This window comes from Defluviimonas sp. D31, from assembly GCF_033436765.1.
GTDB lineage: Bacteria > Pseudomonadota > Alphaproteobacteria > Rhodobacterales > Rhodobacteraceae > Albidovulum.
The window spans coordinates 43080-60507 of record NZ_JAWQFN010000007.1 but is presented as its reverse complement, the minus strand read 5'-3'; the positions used below and the strand labels follow the sequence as shown (position 1 = coordinate 60507).

The following is a 17428-nucleotide window of genomic DNA, read 5'->3' as shown; positions in this document are numbered from 1 at the left end:
TCCTTGAATGCAAAAGAAGAGAGTCCGCAGATACAAACAAGTGCAACCAGTCAGGGGCGTAACAGTCGAACTTGGGTCACCTGTTACGGGGTGGGCGCAGGAAGGGACTGCAGCCGATCCTGCCACGATTTCAGGCGCTGGGCGAGGTCACGGGTGGTACGACCGACCGCGAAAAACGCGCTGCCGTTCGTGCCGGTTGCCCCGGCAATCCGGGCGTGCCGCGACCGGCGCGGCAGCAGCCTTCCAGGAGCCGGAAGCCAAGGATGCAGAAGAGCTTGATCCAGCCATATCTCGTTTCCTTCGCAGCCATAAGAGCCTTGCGGAAATCGGGAGTCGCAGCCTTTCGAAACTGCCATGAAATGCGACATCGAGCTGGCACGTCGGCAGAATACGGGGCTTCGCGGCAACTGCAAACTGTTCTGAGATCCTCGGCAATAGCGGATAATGCGGGATCACGTAACAGCCACATGCATTCGCCTGCTGATGTCTTGGGCATCACCCGTCCGGACCACATCTTTCAATGCGCCAGGGGGTTACGAGAACAGTCGAGCCAACGTTCCTGATCTCCAGATCGTGCGATCTCGCGCGTCCGACTTAGCACCCGCCCGGTCGGAATCGGCCGGCATTCCAGCTACGCTTCGCTTCGGGGCCGGCCGTTCTGCACGAATTCCATGCTTCTGCTGCCGCGCAGCATTGCGGGTGGTCACTTTACCGCCCTCGAGATCGCCCAAGATCGAAAGCTCTCGACCTCCTCGGCGCTGGCGTCCTTGCCGGTGAAGCCGAGCAGGTAGCCTTCGAGTCGTCCCATGCGGATCCGCATCGGTTCGCTCTGATCCAACGCGTGGTAGCCGAGCTGCATGAAGTAGAGGATGCGGGCGCGCACGTCAGCCTCGTAGTCCGAATAGCCGTAGCGGCGGAACATAGCGGACACAGCCGCCAGCCGCGTATCGTCGGCCCTGTCGATGACGCGGCGGACCGACCCGTCGCGCCGCGCCCATTCCCGAACCGCGAAATCGAGCCGCTGGTCGAAAAGCGCCGGGTCGATGAAGCAGCGGAAGAAATTGCAGACCGCTCCGGTAATTGTTTCTGCCGGAATTTCACAATGACGCACGAGGATCGCGGTATTCGTCCCCTCCCACTCGGCCAGAAGGGCATCGAGAAGATCCTTTCGGCTCTTGAAGTACCAGTAGAAGGAGGACCGCGCGACACTCAACCGCTCGCCGATCGTCAGCACCTTGACCTCGGCCACGCCGTCGGAAACAAGAATATCCTGGGCGACGTTCAACCAATCCTCGCGCGTGACGCGCTGGCCCGTGGCGGGCGCGTCCTCGTGGGCCAGTTTGACGATCTTTCCCTTCGATTGCGTCATGTTCAGCTCTCCGGTGGGGCGCCGCCCTCGGCGGTACGGCGCGCGATGTAGTCTTTCACAGCCTCGATCCTGCCGGGATCGAGCGGTGCGCGCCAATCCTCCGCCACGATACGCTTCCAGATGCCCGTCGCGCGCGTGTTCGCGTCCTGAGCCCCGCGTTCGGTCCAGGTGCCGAAGTTTGACCAGTCGGCGACAAGGGGTTCGTAGAACTCGCTCTGGTAACGGGCCATGGTCTGCGCAGTCGCGAAGAAGTGCCCGCCCGGAGTGACTTCCGCAATTGCATCAAAGCCGATTTCATCGTCGCCGCAGGGTGTTTCGGTGCAAAGCTCTGCGACCATCTGCAAGGCCTCGATATCGGTGATCATCTTCTCGTAGCTGATGTTCAGCCCGCCTTCGAGCCACCCGGCGGAATGGATGATCGTCGTCGCCCCGGCCATGAGGCAGCCCCAGAGCGCGAACTGCGTCTCGTGCGCGGCCTGCGCGTCGTTGATATTGCCCGCCGATCCGGTCGCGCAGCGCCATGGCAGGCCGATCAGTCGCGCAAGCTGCCCGGCGGCCAGGGACGCTTTGAAGTGCTCCGGCGTGCCAAGCGCCGGAGCACCGGACTTCATGTCCACGTTCGAGGTGAATGTGCCGTACATTACTGGCGCGCCGGGCCGGGCGAGCTGGCTCAGGGTGATCGCCGCCAGGGCCTCGGCATGGCTGAGAGTGATCGCGCCTGCGACCGTGATCGGCGCCATGGCTCCCATCAGGGTGAAGGGCGTCACAATCGCGACCTGCCCGGCACGGGCGAAGTCGATCAGGCCTTGCGCCATCGGTATGTCGAGTTGCCGGGGAGAATTGGTGTTGATGATCGTGTAGCAATGCGGATCGGCGGCAAATCCGGCGTCGTCCAGCCCGCGTGCGAGCTTCAGAAGCTCGAAGCTTTCCCGCGTTTGCGGCGTGCCGCGCGAAAACACGAATGGAACCTTGTCGGACAGTTCGACCTGGGCCTTCATCGTCGCGTAGTGGCGCAGATGGACCGGCACGTCCTGCGGCTCGACGAGCGGGGGGACAAGGTGCAGGACGTCGAAGGCCTGGGTCAGTTGCACAAGCTCGCGAAAATCCCTCTCGGTTCCCGGCCGCCGGCCGCGTTCCAGATCGGTCGCATGCGGGCAGCCCGCGCCCGGCTGGAAGGTCAGGCCGCCGAGTTCGAGAAGCAGGTCGCGCTCGGGACTTCCGCCGCGAATCGCGAAGGACCGAGGCGCGGAGACAAGGGCCGCCGCCACGATCTCGCGGCCGAGAAAGACCATTTGGCTGTCCTCGTCCACCCGCGCCCCGGCGGCGCGATAGATGTCCCGCGCTTCGGGCAGGAGTACGCGGACACCGAGTTCTTCGAGGATGCGCAGCGCGGTTTCGTGCATTGCCGCTATCCGGTCGTCGGAGAAGACCTTCATCGGCGGGAAGGGGTTGCGCAGCCGGCTGTAGTTGACGCTGCGTCTTGCGCCTTCGGTACGGTCGCCGCCGCGGCGGCCACGTCGTCGGGCTCCGGTTTCGGTTTCCATCATCCGCGCATCCTCCTTCCCTCGGGATCATACGGCGACGGTGCGATCACGCGGGCCGGCCGCTCCTGTCCGACGATATGCGTGGTGAGACCTGTGCCGATCGCATTCGCGCCTTCGTCGATCATCGCCAGCGCATAGGACTTGCCCATCGTGTGACCGTACCCGCCCGAGGTGACGAAACCGACGCGCCGGCCATCCCGCCAGATCGGCTCGTAGCCCGAGGCGTCTGCATCCGTCGCGTCTACCTCCAGCATCACCACCCGCCGCGACGGTCCGGTTTCACGTTCGGCCAAGGCCGCCGCCTTGCCGACGAAGTCGCTCTTGTCCCAGGCGATCCAGCGGTCCATGCCGGTTTCACCCGGCGTATAGGCCTGAGTGAACTCACGGCTCCAGATGCCGAAGGATTTCTCAAGCCGGAGCGAGAGAAGCGCGTTGAAGCCGACCTCGCGCAGGCCGAGGTCGGCGCCTGCCGCCAGCAGCATGCGCCGCAGAGCGATGTGCTCTGCGGCTGCACAATGGATCTCGTAGCCAAGCTCGCCGGCAACTGACAGTCGACCGACCCTGGCCCGGATGAGACCGATGTCGAACGTCCCGCAGCCCATGAAGGGCAGATCGGCAATCGGCCCATCTGTGAGCCTTTCGAGAATCCGGCGACTTTCTGGCCCCGAGACGCCGAAGCCAACGGTGGCGTCCGATATGTCGCGCAATTCGACACCGTCGCCCGCATGGTCGGTGAACCAGCGCATGTGCCAGGCGCGCAGGTAGTAGCTGCCCATGATCCACCAGGTCCCGTCGCCCCAGTTGAAGACAGTCAGGTCACCCTTCAGCCTGCCGGATTCCGACAGCATCGGCGCAAGCCGAGCGCGGCCCGGTCCGGGCAGTTTGCAGGCCATGATCCGGTCGAGCCAGGCCTCAGCCCCCGGGCCCGTCGCCTCGAACCGCGAAAAGCCCGTAATGTCCAGGAGCCCCGCAGCCTCGCGCACCGCGCGACATTCCTCAGCGACCAGAGGAATGGCGTTAGATCGCTTCAGCGTCGGTTTCTCCGCGAACCCTTCAGGTGCGAAATAGAGCGGTACTTCCAGTCCCCAGCTCGCGCCCCAGCGGCATCCGGCCGCCGTCATTTCGCTGTGGGCGCCGGACATCTTCAGTGGCCGCCCGGCGGGGAGCTGTTCGTTCGGATAGGTCATCACGAAGCGGCGGGTGTAAAACTGCCCCGTGGTCTGACGGATATATTCCTTGTTCTCGGCAAAGGCGCCGTAGCGGGCGATGTCCATCCCGAAGATATCCGCCTCGGGTTCACCCTCGACGATCCACTCGGCAAGGCTCTTGCCGACGCCGCCGCCCTGCAGGAAGCCTGCCATGACCGCGCAGGCGCACCAGTAGCCGGGCTTTCCGCGCACCGGGCCGACCAGCGGGTTGCCATCGGGCGAGAAGGTAAAGGCGCCGTTGACCCAGGTCTTGATCCCGGCCTTCTGAAGCACCGGGTAGCGTTCGAAGCCCAGCGTCAGTTCGCGTTCGATCCGGTCGGGGTCTTCCTGCTGGAGCTGAAAGCCGTAGTTCCAGGGCGCGCCGTCCATCATCCAGTGTTGGTGGTCGACCTCGTAGATCCCCAGCAGCATGCCCTTCTGGTCCTGCCGCATGTAGGTGAAGCCTTCGAGGTCGACGACCAGAGGCACCTCATGATCAAGTTCGGCGATCTCGGGGATGGCCTCGGTGATCAGGTAGTGGTGGTTGAGCGGCGAAACCGGCAGCTCGATCCCCGCCATACGACCAACCTGCTTGGCCCACAGGCCGGCAGCATTGACGACGTGTTCGCAGGTGACCACGCCCTTCTCGGTCACGACCTTCCAGCCTTCGGCCGTCTGGTGCAACTCCAGCACGCGATTGTGCTCGATCACCTCTGCGCCGCGCTTCTTCGCGGCACCGGCATAAGCCTGCACCGTGCCGGTGGTGTCGACATAACCCTCTCGGTCCGCCCACATGCCGCCCAGGATGCCGTGGGTGGACAGAACCGGGCACTTTTCCTGCGCCTCTTCAGGCGTGATCAGGCGGACATCCTCGATCCCGATCGACTGGAATGTCCGGTAAGCGGACTGTAGCCATTCCCACCGGTCGGGCGTTCCCGCCAGCGTCATGCCGCCGGTCATGTGCATGCCGACGGACTGGCCGCTTTCCTTCTCGATCTCGCTCAGAAGGTCGATCGTATAGGCCTGCAGGGACGCAATATTCGGGTCGGCGTTCAGAGCATGGAAGCCGCCCGCCGCGTGCCACGACGACCCCGCCGTCAGCACCGAACGCTCCATCAGGCAGACATCGGCCCAGCCAAGTTTGGCAAGGTGATACAGCACCGAGGCCCCAACGACCCCGCCGCCGATCACGACAACCCTATAGTGCGACTTCATGAGGAACACTCCCTGTCTGGCGCTGGCGAATTGAGTCTTGGCAGCGATGATCGCCACCCGGATAGACATAAGTGAACAGGCTCATTTTTCCAACAAAAAAGGCATAAGCGAATCTATATTCGCGTTATACGTACATTAGTGTCTATTCCACGCTCGGGAATCTGGGAGGATGAGCAGCGAAAGATGCAATGGATCGGAATCTTCACCCTCTAGTCGCGATGTATGCGCGCGAACACGCAGACGGTCAGATGAACCGTCGCGAGTTCCTGGCGCGCGCCACCGCGCTCGGCACTTCGGCGGCGGCAGCCTATGGTGTGCTCGGTCTGACGATGCCCACGCCCGCCGAGGCGGCGCCTGCACGCGGTGGCACGCTGCGCGTGAACATGGAGACCAAGGCGCTCAAGGATCCTCGGACCTGGGATTGGACCGAATATGCCAATTTCTGCCGCGGCTGGCTGGATTACCTCGTCAATTTCAACCGCGACGGAACCGTCTCTGCGAGCCTGCTTGAAAGCTGAGAAGCGAACGAGATGGCGGATCAGTACACTTTGCACCTGCGTCAGGGCGTGACCTGGAGCAACGGCGACGCCCTTACCGCCGAGGATGTCCTGCACAACTTCGCTCGCTGGGCAGATGGCAATGTCGAAGGCAACTCCATGGCGACCCGTGTCGCCGCACTGCAGGATCCGGAGACCAGGCTGTTGAAGGAGGGTGCTGTCGTGATCATCGATGACCACACGCTGCAGCTTCACCTCGTGAATTCCGACATCTCGATCATCGCGGCGCTTTCCGACTATCCGGCGGCCGTTGTGCATCGCAGTTACAACGACGGCGATCTTCTGGATAATCCGATCGGAACCGGCGTCTATTATCCGGAAAGCTACGACGTCGGCGTTGCCGGCGTTCTGGTGCGCAACCCCGACCTGACCCATTGGCGCGGAGGCGGCTGGCTTGACCGGATCGAGTTCATCGATCTCGGCACCGACCAGGCGGCACTTCTGGCCGCCTCCGAAGGCGACGAGATCGACCTGACCTACCGGACCGATGGCGACTACGTCGAAACCTTCGATTCCATCGGCTGGACCCGGAGCGAGGTGGTGACGGCCAACACCATCGCCGTGCGCTTCAGCCAGCTCTCGGCGCCCTATGACAACCGCGAGGTGCGCAAGGCGATCCAGATGGCGGTGGCGAACGAGCAGGTGCTCGAGCTTGCGATATCCGGGTTGGGGCTGCCGGCCGAGAACCACCATGTCTGCCCGATACACCCGGAATATGCCGAGCTGCCGCCGATGCCCCACGATCCCGCGGCAGCGAAGGCGATGATCGACGCAGCCGGCCACGGCGACACGGAATTCGAGCTCATTTCTCTCGACAACGACTGGCAGGCCAATACCTGTGATGCCGTGGCGGCCCAGATGCGGGATGCCGGCATGAACATCAAGCGGACGATCCTGCCCGGTTCGACGTTTTGGAACGACTGGACGAAATACCCGTTCTCGGCCACCGAGTGGGGGCCGAGGCCCCTTGGCGTACAGGTGCTCGCACTGGCCTACAAATCCGGCGTTCCCTCGAACGAAAGCGGCTTCGCGAATGCCGAATTCGATGCGTTGCTGACCAAGGCGCTGTCGATCGCCGATGCGGATGCCCGGCGCGAGGTCATGAAGCGGCTGGAAGAGATCATGCAGGAAGAAAGCGTGATGATTCAGCCCTACTGGCGGTCGGACTTCAACCACTCAAACGGGAAGTTCGCCGCAGTTGACGTGCATCCGTTCTATCAGCTTGACCTGCACGACATTTACCTTGCCAGCTGAGCCGGGGCGCAGCGCGTCAAGGCAGGGGCCGCCGGCGGCGGCCCCAAGGGCCGGGTTGATCGGGCAAGCAATGACCGGGCGGACGGCTCTCGCGTTGGGCTAGGTGTTGAGGGGTGCCGTAGTCGGACCGAGGCGCACCCCTGGACGCAGTCTCTTGTAGGAAACATCCGCGAGGACGCATGGGAATGCGCCGGGGGCCTCGACGAGCAGAATCTCCTGGGCCAGCGGCTCGAAATCGGCCCGGAAATGGGCGGTGCTCTTGACGCAGACAATGCGCGCAGCCTCGGGCATCAGTCCGAAATGGGTGAACAGCGCGCGGTCGAGGCACTGGATCCGGATCGAGGTGACCACGACGCGGATGTCGCAGCTGCCTTCGATAACACTTAGCGCGGCGCTTGGTCCCAGCATTGCCGTTCCACCGCAGTACATCTCTCCGGTATAGCGGCAATGGCCGTCGCTCAGGGCTTCGACGCGGAAAAGCCCCTCGTATGGCTGATCACCGGGCAAACCCGACCGACCGCCCATCGCGCCGGAAATCGTTTCGCCGATCCCGGACCTATGCGCTGCCTCCGCAATGTCCGGGTCGTGCATCAGCCCGAGGATCACGCCGGTTGCACGCTGGTCGATCAGCGCACGTAAAAGACCGGTTGTATCCGACGTCCCGCCGGCACCGGGGTTGTCCTGCACGTCGGCAATCACGACGGGCCGCCCCGGCGGCGCGGCAAGTGCTCTCGCTAAGGCACTCCCCGGTGAAAGGAGCAAACAATCGAACCGTGGCTCGGCCGCCAGCATATCGGCCAGGGCGACATCGGCCATCTGTTCGGCTTGATCCTGCGAGGGTGCGTGGGTCACAACCGCCGGTCCGGCATCCGCGATGTCGGCCGCGGTGAATCCAAGCGCGAGCTCGGCATGGGGCGCCCCGTCGTCCCCAAGTGCGACGAGTCCCGCATAGAGGCTCCGCGCCGGTTCGGTGCCAGTATGCTGAGCATGGAGCGGCACCAGATACGGCGCTTGCCTGAACGCCATCGCGGGCCGCTGTCCGCCAAGTTGGGCACGAAGGGCGCCGAACGCGCGTACCCCGGTCTCGGCCATGTCGAGATGCGGATAGGTCCGGTAGATGCAGATCGCGCTGGCATGCCGCACCATTTCGGCAGACAGGTTCGCATGCAGGTCAAGGCTGACGACGACCGGCAGATCCGGGCCGACCATATCGCGCAGCCGATGGAGCAGCGCGCCCTCGCCGTCCTCAAGGCTTTCGGTGACCATCGCGCCGTGCAGGTCGAGATATATCGCATCAACCGGGGCAGCGCTTCGAATGCCCGCAAGGATGCGACCGACGATCGAGTCGAAGGCTTCGTCGGTCACCGGACCCGAAGGTTCTGCCGCACACCAGAGGATCGGGAGCAGGATCACTTCGGGATCGCGACTCGCCGCAGCGGCAAAACCGGCAATCGGCAGGTTCATGCCGCGCGTGCCCTCGATCACCGCCGCGCCGGTCAGAAGGGCCGGCCAACTGTCGGCCATCTCGAACTCCGCCAGACCCGCACGCCCCGGTGCAAAGGTGTTCGTCTCGTGCTGGAAACCGGCAATGGCGATCAGTGCCATGGTTGCCCTTTGCCGTCGGCCCGGACCTCAGTGCGCGCCATGCGCCAACTCCTCCGAGATGATCTCGCGCAGCTTTTCGGCGACGATGTCGGGGCGATGGCGGGCGACCGAAACATGGCCAAGGCCAGCGATCTCGTGGAAGGTGCCCCGGGGTGCCAGATCCGAGACGACCTTGCACATGGCAGGTGGCGTTTGCACGTCCTCGGAAAAGGCGATGACGTGGATTGGAACCGGGCAGGTCTTCAATCCCTCACGGCAGTCGAAGTCCAGGCAGGCCTCCCATTGGTCGATCAGGTCCTTTGGGTCGCGGTCGCGGAACCGCTCGGTATAGGCGGCCTTGATTTCGGCCCAGAGGTCGGCATTGCCCAGTGCCTTGGCGGGGAAAGCGTAGGGTGCGTAATGCGGCGCCAGGAAATAGTCGGGCAGCACGATCCCGTCCTTGCGCAGATCGATTTCGGCCTGCATCCAGTCTCGGGTGAAGCCGTCGATATAGGCAGAGGTGCCCATCGGGATGGCGAGCCTTACCTTGTCGGGAAAGTCGATCGCCGTCTGCTGGGTGACCAGCCCGCCCAACGAAAGACCCGAGACGATGGCCGGGCCGTCGCAGAACGCGTCGATCACCGCCGCGCAGTCGCGGGCGTAGTCTGCCATCGTCCAGGGCGCCGGCGGTGCCGTCGTGGCGCCTGCGCCGCGCGGATCGTAGGAGATGCAGCGGAAGCGGTCGCCAAGCCGCGAGAATTGCTGCGAATAGCCCTCGGCCGTTGTGTCTCCGCCGGGGATGAATACGATGTCGGGGCCGTGGCCACCGATCGCGACCCGCATCGTGACACCGTCCGAAGTCAGGCTGTGGAATTCCACGCCTGGTCCAAAACCGGGAAATGCACCCATTCGCGCTCCTCCATTCGCGTCGCGGCAAAGCCCCGTGGCGTTTAAACAAGATCTCTCGGAATCGCCTCGGACCACGACTTCTCGGTGACAAGGCCATCGACGTCGCGCGCCTCGAGTTCGGCGGTGATCTTCCAAGTGTCTCGCAGCGCCTCCACAGCAACCGTCACCGCGACTTCGGCCCGCCAATCGTCACGGGAATAGGATTTCTGCCAGCGAATCGTGGCTTTGGCTGAATTCGGATCGTCGGGATGGATGCGGAACTGATCGTCCGTGACATAGCGAACGGTCATGCCCGTGTGCAGGTGCCGCTGTCGTCCGGTGTCGTCGAAGCGGGTATAGGTCTCGATCCCCGTGGAATAGTCCTGCAACAGGGTTCGGCGCTCCGACCCGGCCTCTATGATCTCGACGCGAAGCGGCGCCGCGCCTTCGGCGGGTCCGAACGCGGGCAATTCGGGCCCGTCATCCGCCCGGTCGTGCAGCGGCAAATCCAACCGCGTGTCGGTCAGGTGGAGCGTCGCCTTCTCGGCCGACGGCCAGATGATCGGCCAGTAGGCGGAGGCCAGAGCGAGCCTGAGCTTGAAGCCAGCCGGGATATGCTGACCAATGACGTTCAGTTGCACGACCGCATCCACCGGTGTGCCTTCGGGCAGCGGTTCGGGTTGAGAATGGCTGTCGCGGTGGGTCAGGTTGAGCACGCCGAAACTGACGAGCCGCGCACTGCCGTCCGGGGCGACCATCGACAGGACGGCGGCGAGGTTGGCCTGTGGCACATCGCTCACTACCCGAGTTTTCAGTAGCGGGAAGCCCAGGATCTCCATGTCCTCGGCGAGGGGCGCGCTCTCGAAGAAGGACATACGCCCCGCCTCGTGGTTCTGATCGAGCGCCCCGTCGGCACCGGTGCCGTAGATGCACCAGGTCTGGGCGGCCATGCCCGCCGTCTCGGGCGAACGGAGTGTGATCGGCTCGGCTCCTGCCGCCTGGCTGGCATGAAGTCCGTCGGCGTCGACGTGCAGCACCCGCACATCTTTCTTGGCGCGCGGCCATTCCGGCAGGCCGAGCCAGCGGCCCGGTCGGTCCACTGCATAGGGGCTCGGCGCGGCCGGCTCCTGCATCCAGAGCCGCATCATCGGCTCGTCCATGATGCCGGTCTCGATCCCCTTCAGGTGCTGGTCCCACCAGCGCAGGCATTCCTGCAGGAAACCGATGCGCGGTGCAGGCGTGGCAAAATGCGGATACTTGTGCGCCCAGGGCCCCACCAGCGCCTTTCTCGGCCCCGGCAGGTGCTCCATCATCCGGAAGATCGGGTTCGTGTAGCCGTCGGCATAGCCGCCCACCGCGTAGACCGGCACCTCGATGTCGGCGTAGTTCTCGCAGACCGATCCGTGCCGGTAGAAGGCGTCGCGCCGCTGGTGGCGGAACCAGTCGAGCATCCAGAGACCGTTGCCTTCCAGCCGCTCGCGCCACATGTCGCGCCACCTTTCGCCGACGATCGCCGGGTCAGGCGGCGTGTGGGCAATGGCGAAGGCGGTCGCACCCCATGCGAGCTTGTCCGTGAGGCAGGCGCCGCCCATGAAGTGGATATCGTCGGCATAGCGGTCGTCGGTCGAGCAGAGCGAGATCACCGCGCCAAGCGCCGGTGGACGCCGCGCGGCGACCTGCAAGCCGTTGAACCCGCCCCAGCTGATCCCGATCATGCCCACCTTGCCGGAACACCAGCGCTGGGCCGCGAGCCAGTCGATCACGGCGAGGCAATCGTCCTGCTCCTGCAACAGGTATTCGCCCTTGCACACGCCCTCGCTGTCGCCGGTGCCACGCATATCGACGCGGACGCCGGCATAGCCGAACCCCGCGAAATATGGATGGGTCAGGTGGTCTCGCTCCACCGTCCCGTCGCGCTTGCGGTAGGGCAGGTATTCGAGGATCGCGGGCACCGGGTCGGTTTCGGCGTCTTCGGGCAGCCAGATCCGCGCCGCGAGCTGCACGCCGTCGGGCATCGGGATCCAGCAATTCTCTATCTCGCGGATCTTGCGGGGGTAGTCGGTCCGGACAGGAATATCGGGCATGGCTTACATTCCGTTGCGGGGGATGGTGAAATCTTGGGCGTTCTCGAAGAACAGCTCGTCGCCGCTCCAGCACTCGATCCGGGCGGTCAGGTGAAAGTCGGTCGCGGTCGCGGTCTGCTCCGCGTAGGTCTTGATCCGCACCTTCCAGTCGTCGCGCGTGAACCGCGCCTCCTGTTCCATGGTGGCGCGCGCCGAGAGCGGATCGGCGGCGTGGATCGTGTAGCGGCGGTCGGAGATATCGCCGAGTACCGTGCCGATATCGTCGAGCCTTAGATCGCCGACGGGGCCGAATACGCCGCCATCAAGGAAGAACCGTTGGGTTTCGAGGCCCGTGGTCAGGTCGGCATGTATGGAACGCTCCATCGACCCGTCCCGGACCCGCGTGACCGGGCGGCGGCCCTCGCGCTTCGGCGGGTCTGGCAAAGGTCGCGGTTCGGGGGCGTTGCGGGTCGAGGTGCGAACCGGCAGATGCAGCGCCGAGTTTCCGGAGCGGAGCATCAGCGTCACCGGCTCGGGTGCGGGCCAGAGGATCGGCCAATAGGCCGACGCGATCTGAAGGACCAGCCGGTGCCCGGCCGGAACCCGGTAGCCGATGCCGTGCAGCGGCACGGTCACCGCCATCTCCTCGCCCGGAACGACGGGCGCCGGTGCCGTGTCATCGAGGCGATGGGTCAGGTTGCAGAACCCGCGCGTGATCAGGGTCTGCGCACCGTCTGGTGCCTCGTCGATCAGCAGAACCGCTGCAATACCCTGTTGGCGATCGGCACTGACACGGAGATCGACCCTCGGCTGACCAAGGATTTCGAGCGGCGCTTCGAGCGGTGTGCCGCGAAGCTGCAGTGCACCGCCGGCATCGCTCCGGCAGTCGGTCGGCATGTCGCCGGGGATCGCGAAGGAGCACATGTCGCCGCCGGCCGAACCGAAGGTCTGCGGCGAGCAGACCGACATGTCCGATCCCCCTTTCGGTTCGTCGCCCAGTTCGTCAGGATTGAGCCAGAGAACCCGGTCGGACACATTCGGCGATGGCCATCGGACCTCCTCCACCCAGCGGCCGGGCCGGTCAGCTTGGCTGCCGGCGGGTGCCACACTGTCCTGCAACCAGAACCTCAGCGGCGGTTCATCCATCAGCCCGGTATCCCGACCCTTCAGCCAGTGGTCCCAGAACCGGATCACCTCGGCCACGAAATCGGCTTTCGGGGTGGGACTGCCCTCATGCGGATAAAGATGGGCCCAGGGCCCCATCAGCACCTTGACCGGCCCTCTCAGATGTTCCGCGATACGGAACGGCGTATCGCGGAAGAGGTCCGCCCAGCCCCCGAAGAAATAGACCGGCACCTCGACATCGGCGTAGTTCTCGCAGATCGACCCGCGCCGCCACATCTCGTCATGAGTCTGGTGTTCCAGCCACATCGCGGGCCAGAACCTCATGGCTTCGAGGCGCTCGCGCCACATCTGTTCCCAGCGATCCGCGCCGACGATCGCCGGATCGGGCGGCATGGCGTTGTAGAGCTGCATGATCGAGCCCCACCAGAAATTGTCGTTGGCGAGGCAACCGCCGTAAAAATGGATGTCCTCACGCCAGCGGTCGTCACAGCCCATGACCGGCGCGATGGCCTTGAGCGCGGGCGGGCGGGTCGCGGCGACCTGGAACGAATTGTAGGCGCCCCAGCTTTTCCCGAACATGCCGACATTTCCGTCGCACCAGTCCTGATCGGCGATCCACTGGATGACGTCGTGGCCGTCCTGAATCTCCTGATGAGAATACTCGTCCTCGGCGACGCCCTCGCTGTCGCCGTAGCCACGGATATCGACGCGGATGGCGGCATAGCCGGCGGCAGCGAAGTGGGGATGCATGCTTTCGTCACGCATCCGGGTGCGGTCACGGCGTCGATAGGGGATGTATTCGAGGATTGCCGGAACCGGCGTCTGGCGCGCACCGTCCGGCAGCCAAAGACGAGCGGCGAGCTTCACGCCGTCGGGCATGGGAATCCAGACGGTCTCGATCACCTCGGTCATTGTGCGGTCTCCCTGATGGCCGGGGGGCGTGCGCCCGGCGACAACGGAAAGTGACAGGCAACGCGGCGGTCCGCGCCCTGCGTCGCCGGCGCCTCGGTTGTGCAGCGGGCCTGCGCCCAGGGGCAGCGGGTGTGGAACTCGCACCCCCTGGGCCGGGCAAGCAGCGAGGGAACCTCGGCGGGCAGCGATATCCGGTCCTTTGCCTTGTCGGGATCTGGCTCGGGATTCGCGCTGAGGAGCGCCGCGGTGTAGGGATGCGCGGGTGCCTGGAAGATCGCCTCGGTCTCACCCGTCTCGACGAAGCGGCCGAGATACATGACCGCCATCCGGTCAGCGACATGGTGCACGACATGGAGATTGTGGGTGATGATCAGCATGGCGAGCCCGAGCCGTTCGCGCAGGTCGTTGAGCAGGTTCAGCACCTCGCCCTGGACGGAGACGTCAAGCCCCGCCGTCGGTTCGTCGGCAATGATGAGCTTGGGGTCGAGGGCGATCGCACGCGCCACGCCGACGCGCCGTGCCTGCCCCCCCGACAGCTGGTGCGGAAACCGGTTCGCGAAATCGCCCGAAAGGCCAACGAGCGACAGAAGGCGATCTGCTTCGGCCCGCAGGTCGGCCTGGACGCCGTGGACCCGGAAGGGTTCCGTCACGATGTCACGGACCTGCATCCGCGGTGAAAGCGAGCCGACCGGGTCCTGGAACATCATCGCCATCTGGCGGCGCAGCGGTTTCGTCGTCGCGCCCCTCAGGCCGTCGATCCTTTGACCATCGAAGGTGATCTCGCCCGCCGAGATCGGCTGAAGCAAATTGACCGCGCGCGCGAGCGTCGTCTTGCCAGAGCCGCTTTCGCCGACCAGCGCGAAGGTTTCACCGGCCGCAATGTCGAAGCTGACCCCGGCGACACCCAGAATGGCGCTGCGCTGCATGAGCCGCCCGACCGGAAACGAGACCTGGAGATCACGCACGGAAAGGATCATGTCGTCACCATGTGGCAGCGGGCCAGGTGGCCGCTCTGAACGGCCTCTTCGGGCGGCGGCGTGTCACAGATTGGGGCCCGGCGGCGGCAGCGCGGCGCGAAGACGCATCCGGGCGGACGGTCGCGAAGGTCGGGTATTTCGCCGGGGATCGTCGGCAGATGCCGCGTGCGGCTCGACTGGCGGGCCGGGTCGCAGTCGAGAAGCCGTTCGGTGTAGGGGTGACGTGGCGTGTGGAAAACCTGCCGGGTCGTGCCGCGCTCGACCACCTCGCCGGCATACATGACGACCACGTCCTCGCAAAGCTCCGCGATCACGCCCAGATGGTGCGAGATGAAGAGAACCGAACAGCCGATCTGTGCCTGAAGTTCCTGCAGAAGTTCGATCGTCGCGACCTCCAGCGTCGCGTCGAGCGCGGTCGTCGGCTCGTCCGCGATCAGGAGCGCGGGCTCCATCATCAAGGCCATGGCGATCGCGATACGTTGCTTCATTCCGCCGGAAAACTGGTGGGGGAAGCGCGCCAGTGCCGCCTCCGGATCGGGAATGCGCACGCGGCGCAGCATCGCCACGGCGCGCTCGGTTTTCTCCGATTTGCTCAGGCCGGACCGATATTGGATGTTGGTCATCTGCCGTCCGACCGAGATCACCGGGTTGAGCGCGCCCATCGGATCCTGGAAGACGGTTGCGATCTGCGGTCCGCGCAGCGCGTTCATCTCGCGCGGAGCAAGTCGGGCGAGATCGCGCCCCTGAAACAGGATTTCGCCGCCCGAGACGCGGCCGTTATCCGCAAGAAGCCCGAGGATCGCGTTGATCAATGTCGACTTTCCACAGCCGGATTCTCCGACAATTCCGACGATGCGTCGCTCGGGAACCTCGAAGGACACGTCCTTGAGCGCATGCAGCTCGCCGCCTTCGGTCGCGAAGGTCACGTTGAGATTGTGGATCGACAGGACCGTCATCCGCGCCTCTTCAGCCTTGGATCGAACACGTCGCGCAGGGTCTCTCCGAGGAAGGTGAAACCGAGCGTCGTCAGAATGATCGGCAGACCGCCCGCGACTGCGATCCATGGCGTGTCGCGGATCGCGGTGAAGCCGTCATTGAGGATTGCGCCCCAGGACGGGGTCGGCGGCCTCACGCCAAGGCCGAGAAACGACATTCCGGCCTCGATCGCGATGACGACGGGAATGTCCATCGAGGCGAGGATAAGCAAAGGCCCGATCACGTTGGGCAGGATATGTACCCGCAGGATGCGCCCTGCGCCGGCCCCCATGCTCTGCGCAGCCGTGACGAATTCCGCCGATTTCAGCGCCAGCGTCTGGGTGCGGATGATCCGAGCGTAACCGGGCACGTTCACGAGCACGACGACAACGACGACGGCGGTCAGCGACGGGCCAAATAGCGTGACCAGCGCCAGCGCGAGCATGACCGTGGGGAAGCTCTTCAAAGCGTCGAAAACAAGAATCATGAGGTTGTCGAGCCAGCGTGGACCATAGCCCGCGATAAGCCCCAGGACGATACCGATCGTGAGAGAGGCCGCGGTGGCGAAGAGCGCGACCGAAAGCGCGATCCGCCCGCCATGCAAGACCCGTGCGAAAAGATCGCGGCCAAGCTGGTCGGTTCCCATCAGGTGGTCCAGTGATGGCGGCAGGAACCGGTCACGAGGCGCGATCTTGTTCGGATCGGCGCTGGCGATAAGATCCGCGAAGACGGCGCCGCCGATAACCAGGACGACCAGGAAAATCCCCAGCGCGCCAAGGGGCTCTGCCAAGATCCGCCGGGCGGACCGGAGGGTGCTAGAGGCTGCTGCGGACACGGGGATCGAGGGCTCCTACAATGAGGTCGGCGACGAGATTGATCAGGACGAAGAGCACGGTCGTCACTAGGACGGCGCCGGTGACGAGCGGGTAGTTCCGGGTCAGGATCGCGTCATAGACGAGCTTTCCGACCCCGGGTCGGGCAAAGACGATTTCGGCGAAGACCGCCGAGGACAGCATCTGCCCGATCCCGACACCAAGGAGCGTGATCGTGGGCAGGATCGCGATCGTCAGCGCGTATTGATAGGTGATCTGGCCATCCGGCAGGCCGAAGGCGCGTGCCGTACGGATGTGCTGCGCCTCCAGCACCTCCAGCATCGAGGCGCGCACCATGCGCGCGATGTATCCGACCCAGCCGAGCCCGACAGCGATGGAGGGCAGGATGAGGTGCACGATCTGATCGGATAGATTCCCAGGCTCGCCGGCCCCGATCGCGGGCAACCAGCGCAGCGAGACGGCGAAGATCAGGAGCGCGTAGATCGCGACGACGAATGAAGGCACTGCAATCACGGCAACGCTCAGGACGCCCACCAGCCGGTCGGCGAGACTGCCGCGCTTGACGGCGGCCCAGCAGCCGAGGGGGATGCCAAGCGCGACGGACCAGATCATGCCACCGGCGATCAGGGCGAGCGTGTAAGGCAATTGCTCCATCACGACGCGGGAGACCGGCCGGTTCGAAAGAACCTCATTTCCGAGATCGCCCTGCCAGGCATTGATGAAGAAATTCCAGAACTGCACCCAGACTGGCTGATCGAGCCCCATCTTGATCCGAAGCGCCTCGCGCATCGACGCGGTCGCGCGCGGACCAAGTGCCACGGCGGCCGGATCGCCGGGGATCAGGTAGATCATGGAAAACAGGATCAGCATCGCCACGGAGACGATGAGGACGGCCAGCCCAAGGCGCGCGAGGGTATAGTGCAACATCTTCGTGAGAATGCGGAG

13 protein-coding genes are annotated in these 17428 nt (G+C 64.7%); 2 read left to right on the top strand and 11 right to left on the bottom strand.

Annotated features, from left to right (window positions below; translation table 11 throughout):
* Nucleotides 1-703: 703 nt before the first annotated feature.
* Genes R5H32_RS13405 through R5H32_RS13395 form a run of 3 tightly spaced genes read right to left on the bottom strand, consistent with a single transcriptional unit; the run spans nt 704 to nt 5315 of the window.
* A complete protein-coding gene (locus R5H32_RS13405; protein ID WP_318339190.1) occupies nt 704-1369 on the bottom strand; it encodes a TetR/AcrR family transcriptional regulator in 666 nt (221 codons plus the stop codon).
* Between the two features lie 2 nt (nt 1370-1371).
* On the bottom strand, nt 1372-2913 hold the full coding sequence (locus R5H32_RS13400) for a trimethylamine methyltransferase family protein (protein WP_318339189.1): 1542 nt from the start codon (nt 2911-2913) through the stop codon (nt 1372-1374).
* Nucleotides 2913-5315 carry an FAD-dependent oxidoreductase gene (locus tag R5H32_RS13395; RefSeq protein WP_318339188.1) on the bottom strand — a complete coding sequence of 801 codons (2403 nt, stop codon included), beginning with the start codon at nt 5313-5315 and terminating at the stop codon, nt 2913-2915. The genes R5H32_RS13400 and R5H32_RS13395 overlap by 1 nt, the downstream gene beginning before the upstream one ends.
* Before the next feature lie 248 nt (nt 5316-5563).
* On the opposite strand from R5H32_RS13395, the gene R5H32_RS13390 reads away from it, so the two are divergent.
* On the top strand, nt 5564-5833 hold the full coding sequence (locus tag R5H32_RS13390) for a hypothetical protein (protein ID WP_318339187.1): 270 nt from the start codon (nt 5564-5566) through the stop codon (nt 5831-5833).
* 12 nt (nt 5834-5845) lie between these two features.
* Entirely contained in the window at nt 5846-7126 is a 1281-nt protein-coding gene (locus R5H32_RS13385) for an ABC transporter substrate-binding protein (RefSeq protein ID WP_318339186.1), read from the top strand.
* A gap of 99 nt (nt 7127-7225) precedes the next feature.
* Here the strand turns inward: R5H32_RS13385 and R5H32_RS13380 are convergent, their stop codons facing one another.
* Genes R5H32_RS13380 through R5H32_RS13345 form a run of 8 tightly spaced genes read right to left on the bottom strand, consistent with a single transcriptional unit; the run spans nt 7226 to nt 17410 of the window.
* Nucleotides 7226-8731, bottom strand: a complete 1506-nt coding sequence (locus tag R5H32_RS13380; protein ID WP_318339185.1) for a M81 family metallopeptidase — start codon at nt 8729-8731, stop codon at nt 7226-7228.
* Between the two features lie 27 nt (nt 8732-8758).
* Entirely contained in the window at nt 8759-9619 is an 861-nt protein-coding gene (locus tag R5H32_RS13375) for an alpha/beta hydrolase (RefSeq protein WP_318339184.1), read from the bottom strand.
* Between the two features lie 41 nt (nt 9620-9660).
* Complete coding sequence (locus tag R5H32_RS13370; RefSeq protein ID WP_318339183.1) at nt 9661-11682, bottom strand: CocE/NonD family hydrolase; 2022 nt, start codon at nt 11680-11682, stop codon at nt 9661-9663.
* A 3-nt stretch (nt 11683-11685) separates the two neighbouring features.
* Complete coding sequence (locus R5H32_RS13365) at nt 11686-13698, bottom strand: CocE/NonD family hydrolase (RefSeq protein WP_318339182.1); 2013 nt, start codon at nt 13696-13698, stop codon at nt 11686-11688.
* Nucleotides 13695-14675 (bottom strand): ABC transporter ATP-binding protein, encoded by a 981-nt coding sequence (locus tag R5H32_RS13360; protein WP_318339181.1) that lies wholly within the window; start codon nt 14673-14675, stop codon nt 13695-13697. The genes R5H32_RS13365 and R5H32_RS13360 overlap by 4 nt, the downstream gene beginning before the upstream one ends.
* Complete coding sequence (locus tag R5H32_RS13355) at nt 14672-15631, bottom strand: ABC transporter ATP-binding protein (protein ID WP_318339180.1); 960 nt, start codon at nt 15629-15631, stop codon at nt 14672-14674. Before R5H32_RS13355 ends, R5H32_RS13360 begins: the two co-directional genes overlap by 4 nt.
* Nucleotides 15628-16440, bottom strand: a complete 813-nt coding sequence (locus R5H32_RS13350) for an ABC transporter permease (RefSeq protein ID WP_318339179.1) — start codon at nt 16438-16440, stop codon at nt 15628-15630. Before R5H32_RS13350 ends, R5H32_RS13355 begins: the two co-directional genes overlap by 4 nt.
* Nucleotides 16441-16465: 25 nt before the next feature.
* Nucleotides 16466-17410 (bottom strand): ABC transporter permease, encoded by a 945-nt coding sequence (locus R5H32_RS13345; RefSeq protein WP_318339178.1) that lies wholly within the window; start codon nt 17408-17410, stop codon nt 16466-16468.
* Between the last annotated feature and the right edge of the window lie 18 nt (nt 17411-17428).

Bases quoted from the DNA above. Each gene is read 5' to 3' on its own strand.
- R5H32_RS13360 (WP_318339181.1), bottom strand. From the start codon at position 14,675: ATGATCCTTTCCGTGCGTGATCTCCAGGTCTCGTTTCCGGTCGGGCGG.
- R5H32_RS13395 (WP_318339188.1), bottom strand. From the start codon at position 5,315: ATGAAGTCGCACTATAGGGTTGTCGTGATCGGCGGCGGGGTCGTTGGG.
- R5H32_RS13370 (WP_318339183.1), bottom strand. From the start codon at position 11,682: ATGCCCGATATTCCTGTCCGGACCGACTACCCCCGCAAGATCCGCGAG.
- R5H32_RS13390 (WP_318339187.1), top strand. From the start codon at position 5,564: ATGAACCGTCGCGAGTTCCTGGCGCGCGCCACCGCGCTCGGCACTTCG.
- R5H32_RS13400 (WP_318339189.1), bottom strand. From the start codon at position 2,913: ATGGAAACCGAAACCGGAGCCCGACGACGTGGCCGCCGCGGCGGCGAC.
- R5H32_RS13345 (WP_318339178.1), bottom strand. From the start codon at position 17,410: ATGTTGCACTATACCCTCGCGCGCCTTGGGCTGGCCGTCCTCATCGTC.
- R5H32_RS13355 (WP_318339180.1), bottom strand. From the start codon at position 15,631: ATGACGGTCCTGTCGATCCACAATCTCAACGTGACCTTCGCGACCGAA.
- R5H32_RS13365 (WP_318339182.1), bottom strand. From the start codon at position 13,698: ATGACCGAGGTGATCGAGACCGTCTGGATTCCCATGCCCGACGGCGTG.
- R5H32_RS13375 (WP_318339184.1), bottom strand. From the start codon at position 9,619: ATGGGTGCATTTCCCGGTTTTGGACCAGGCGTGGAATTCCACAGCCTG.
- R5H32_RS13405 (WP_318339190.1), bottom strand. From the start codon at position 1,369: ATGACGCAATCGAAGGGAAAGATCGTCAAACTGGCCCACGAGGACGCG.
- R5H32_RS13385 (WP_318339186.1), top strand. From the start codon at position 5,846: ATGGCGGATCAGTACACTTTGCACCTGCGTCAGGGCGTGACCTGGAGC.
- R5H32_RS13380 (WP_318339185.1), bottom strand. From the start codon at position 8,731: ATGGCACTGATCGCCATTGCCGGTTTCCAGCACGAGACGAACACCTTT.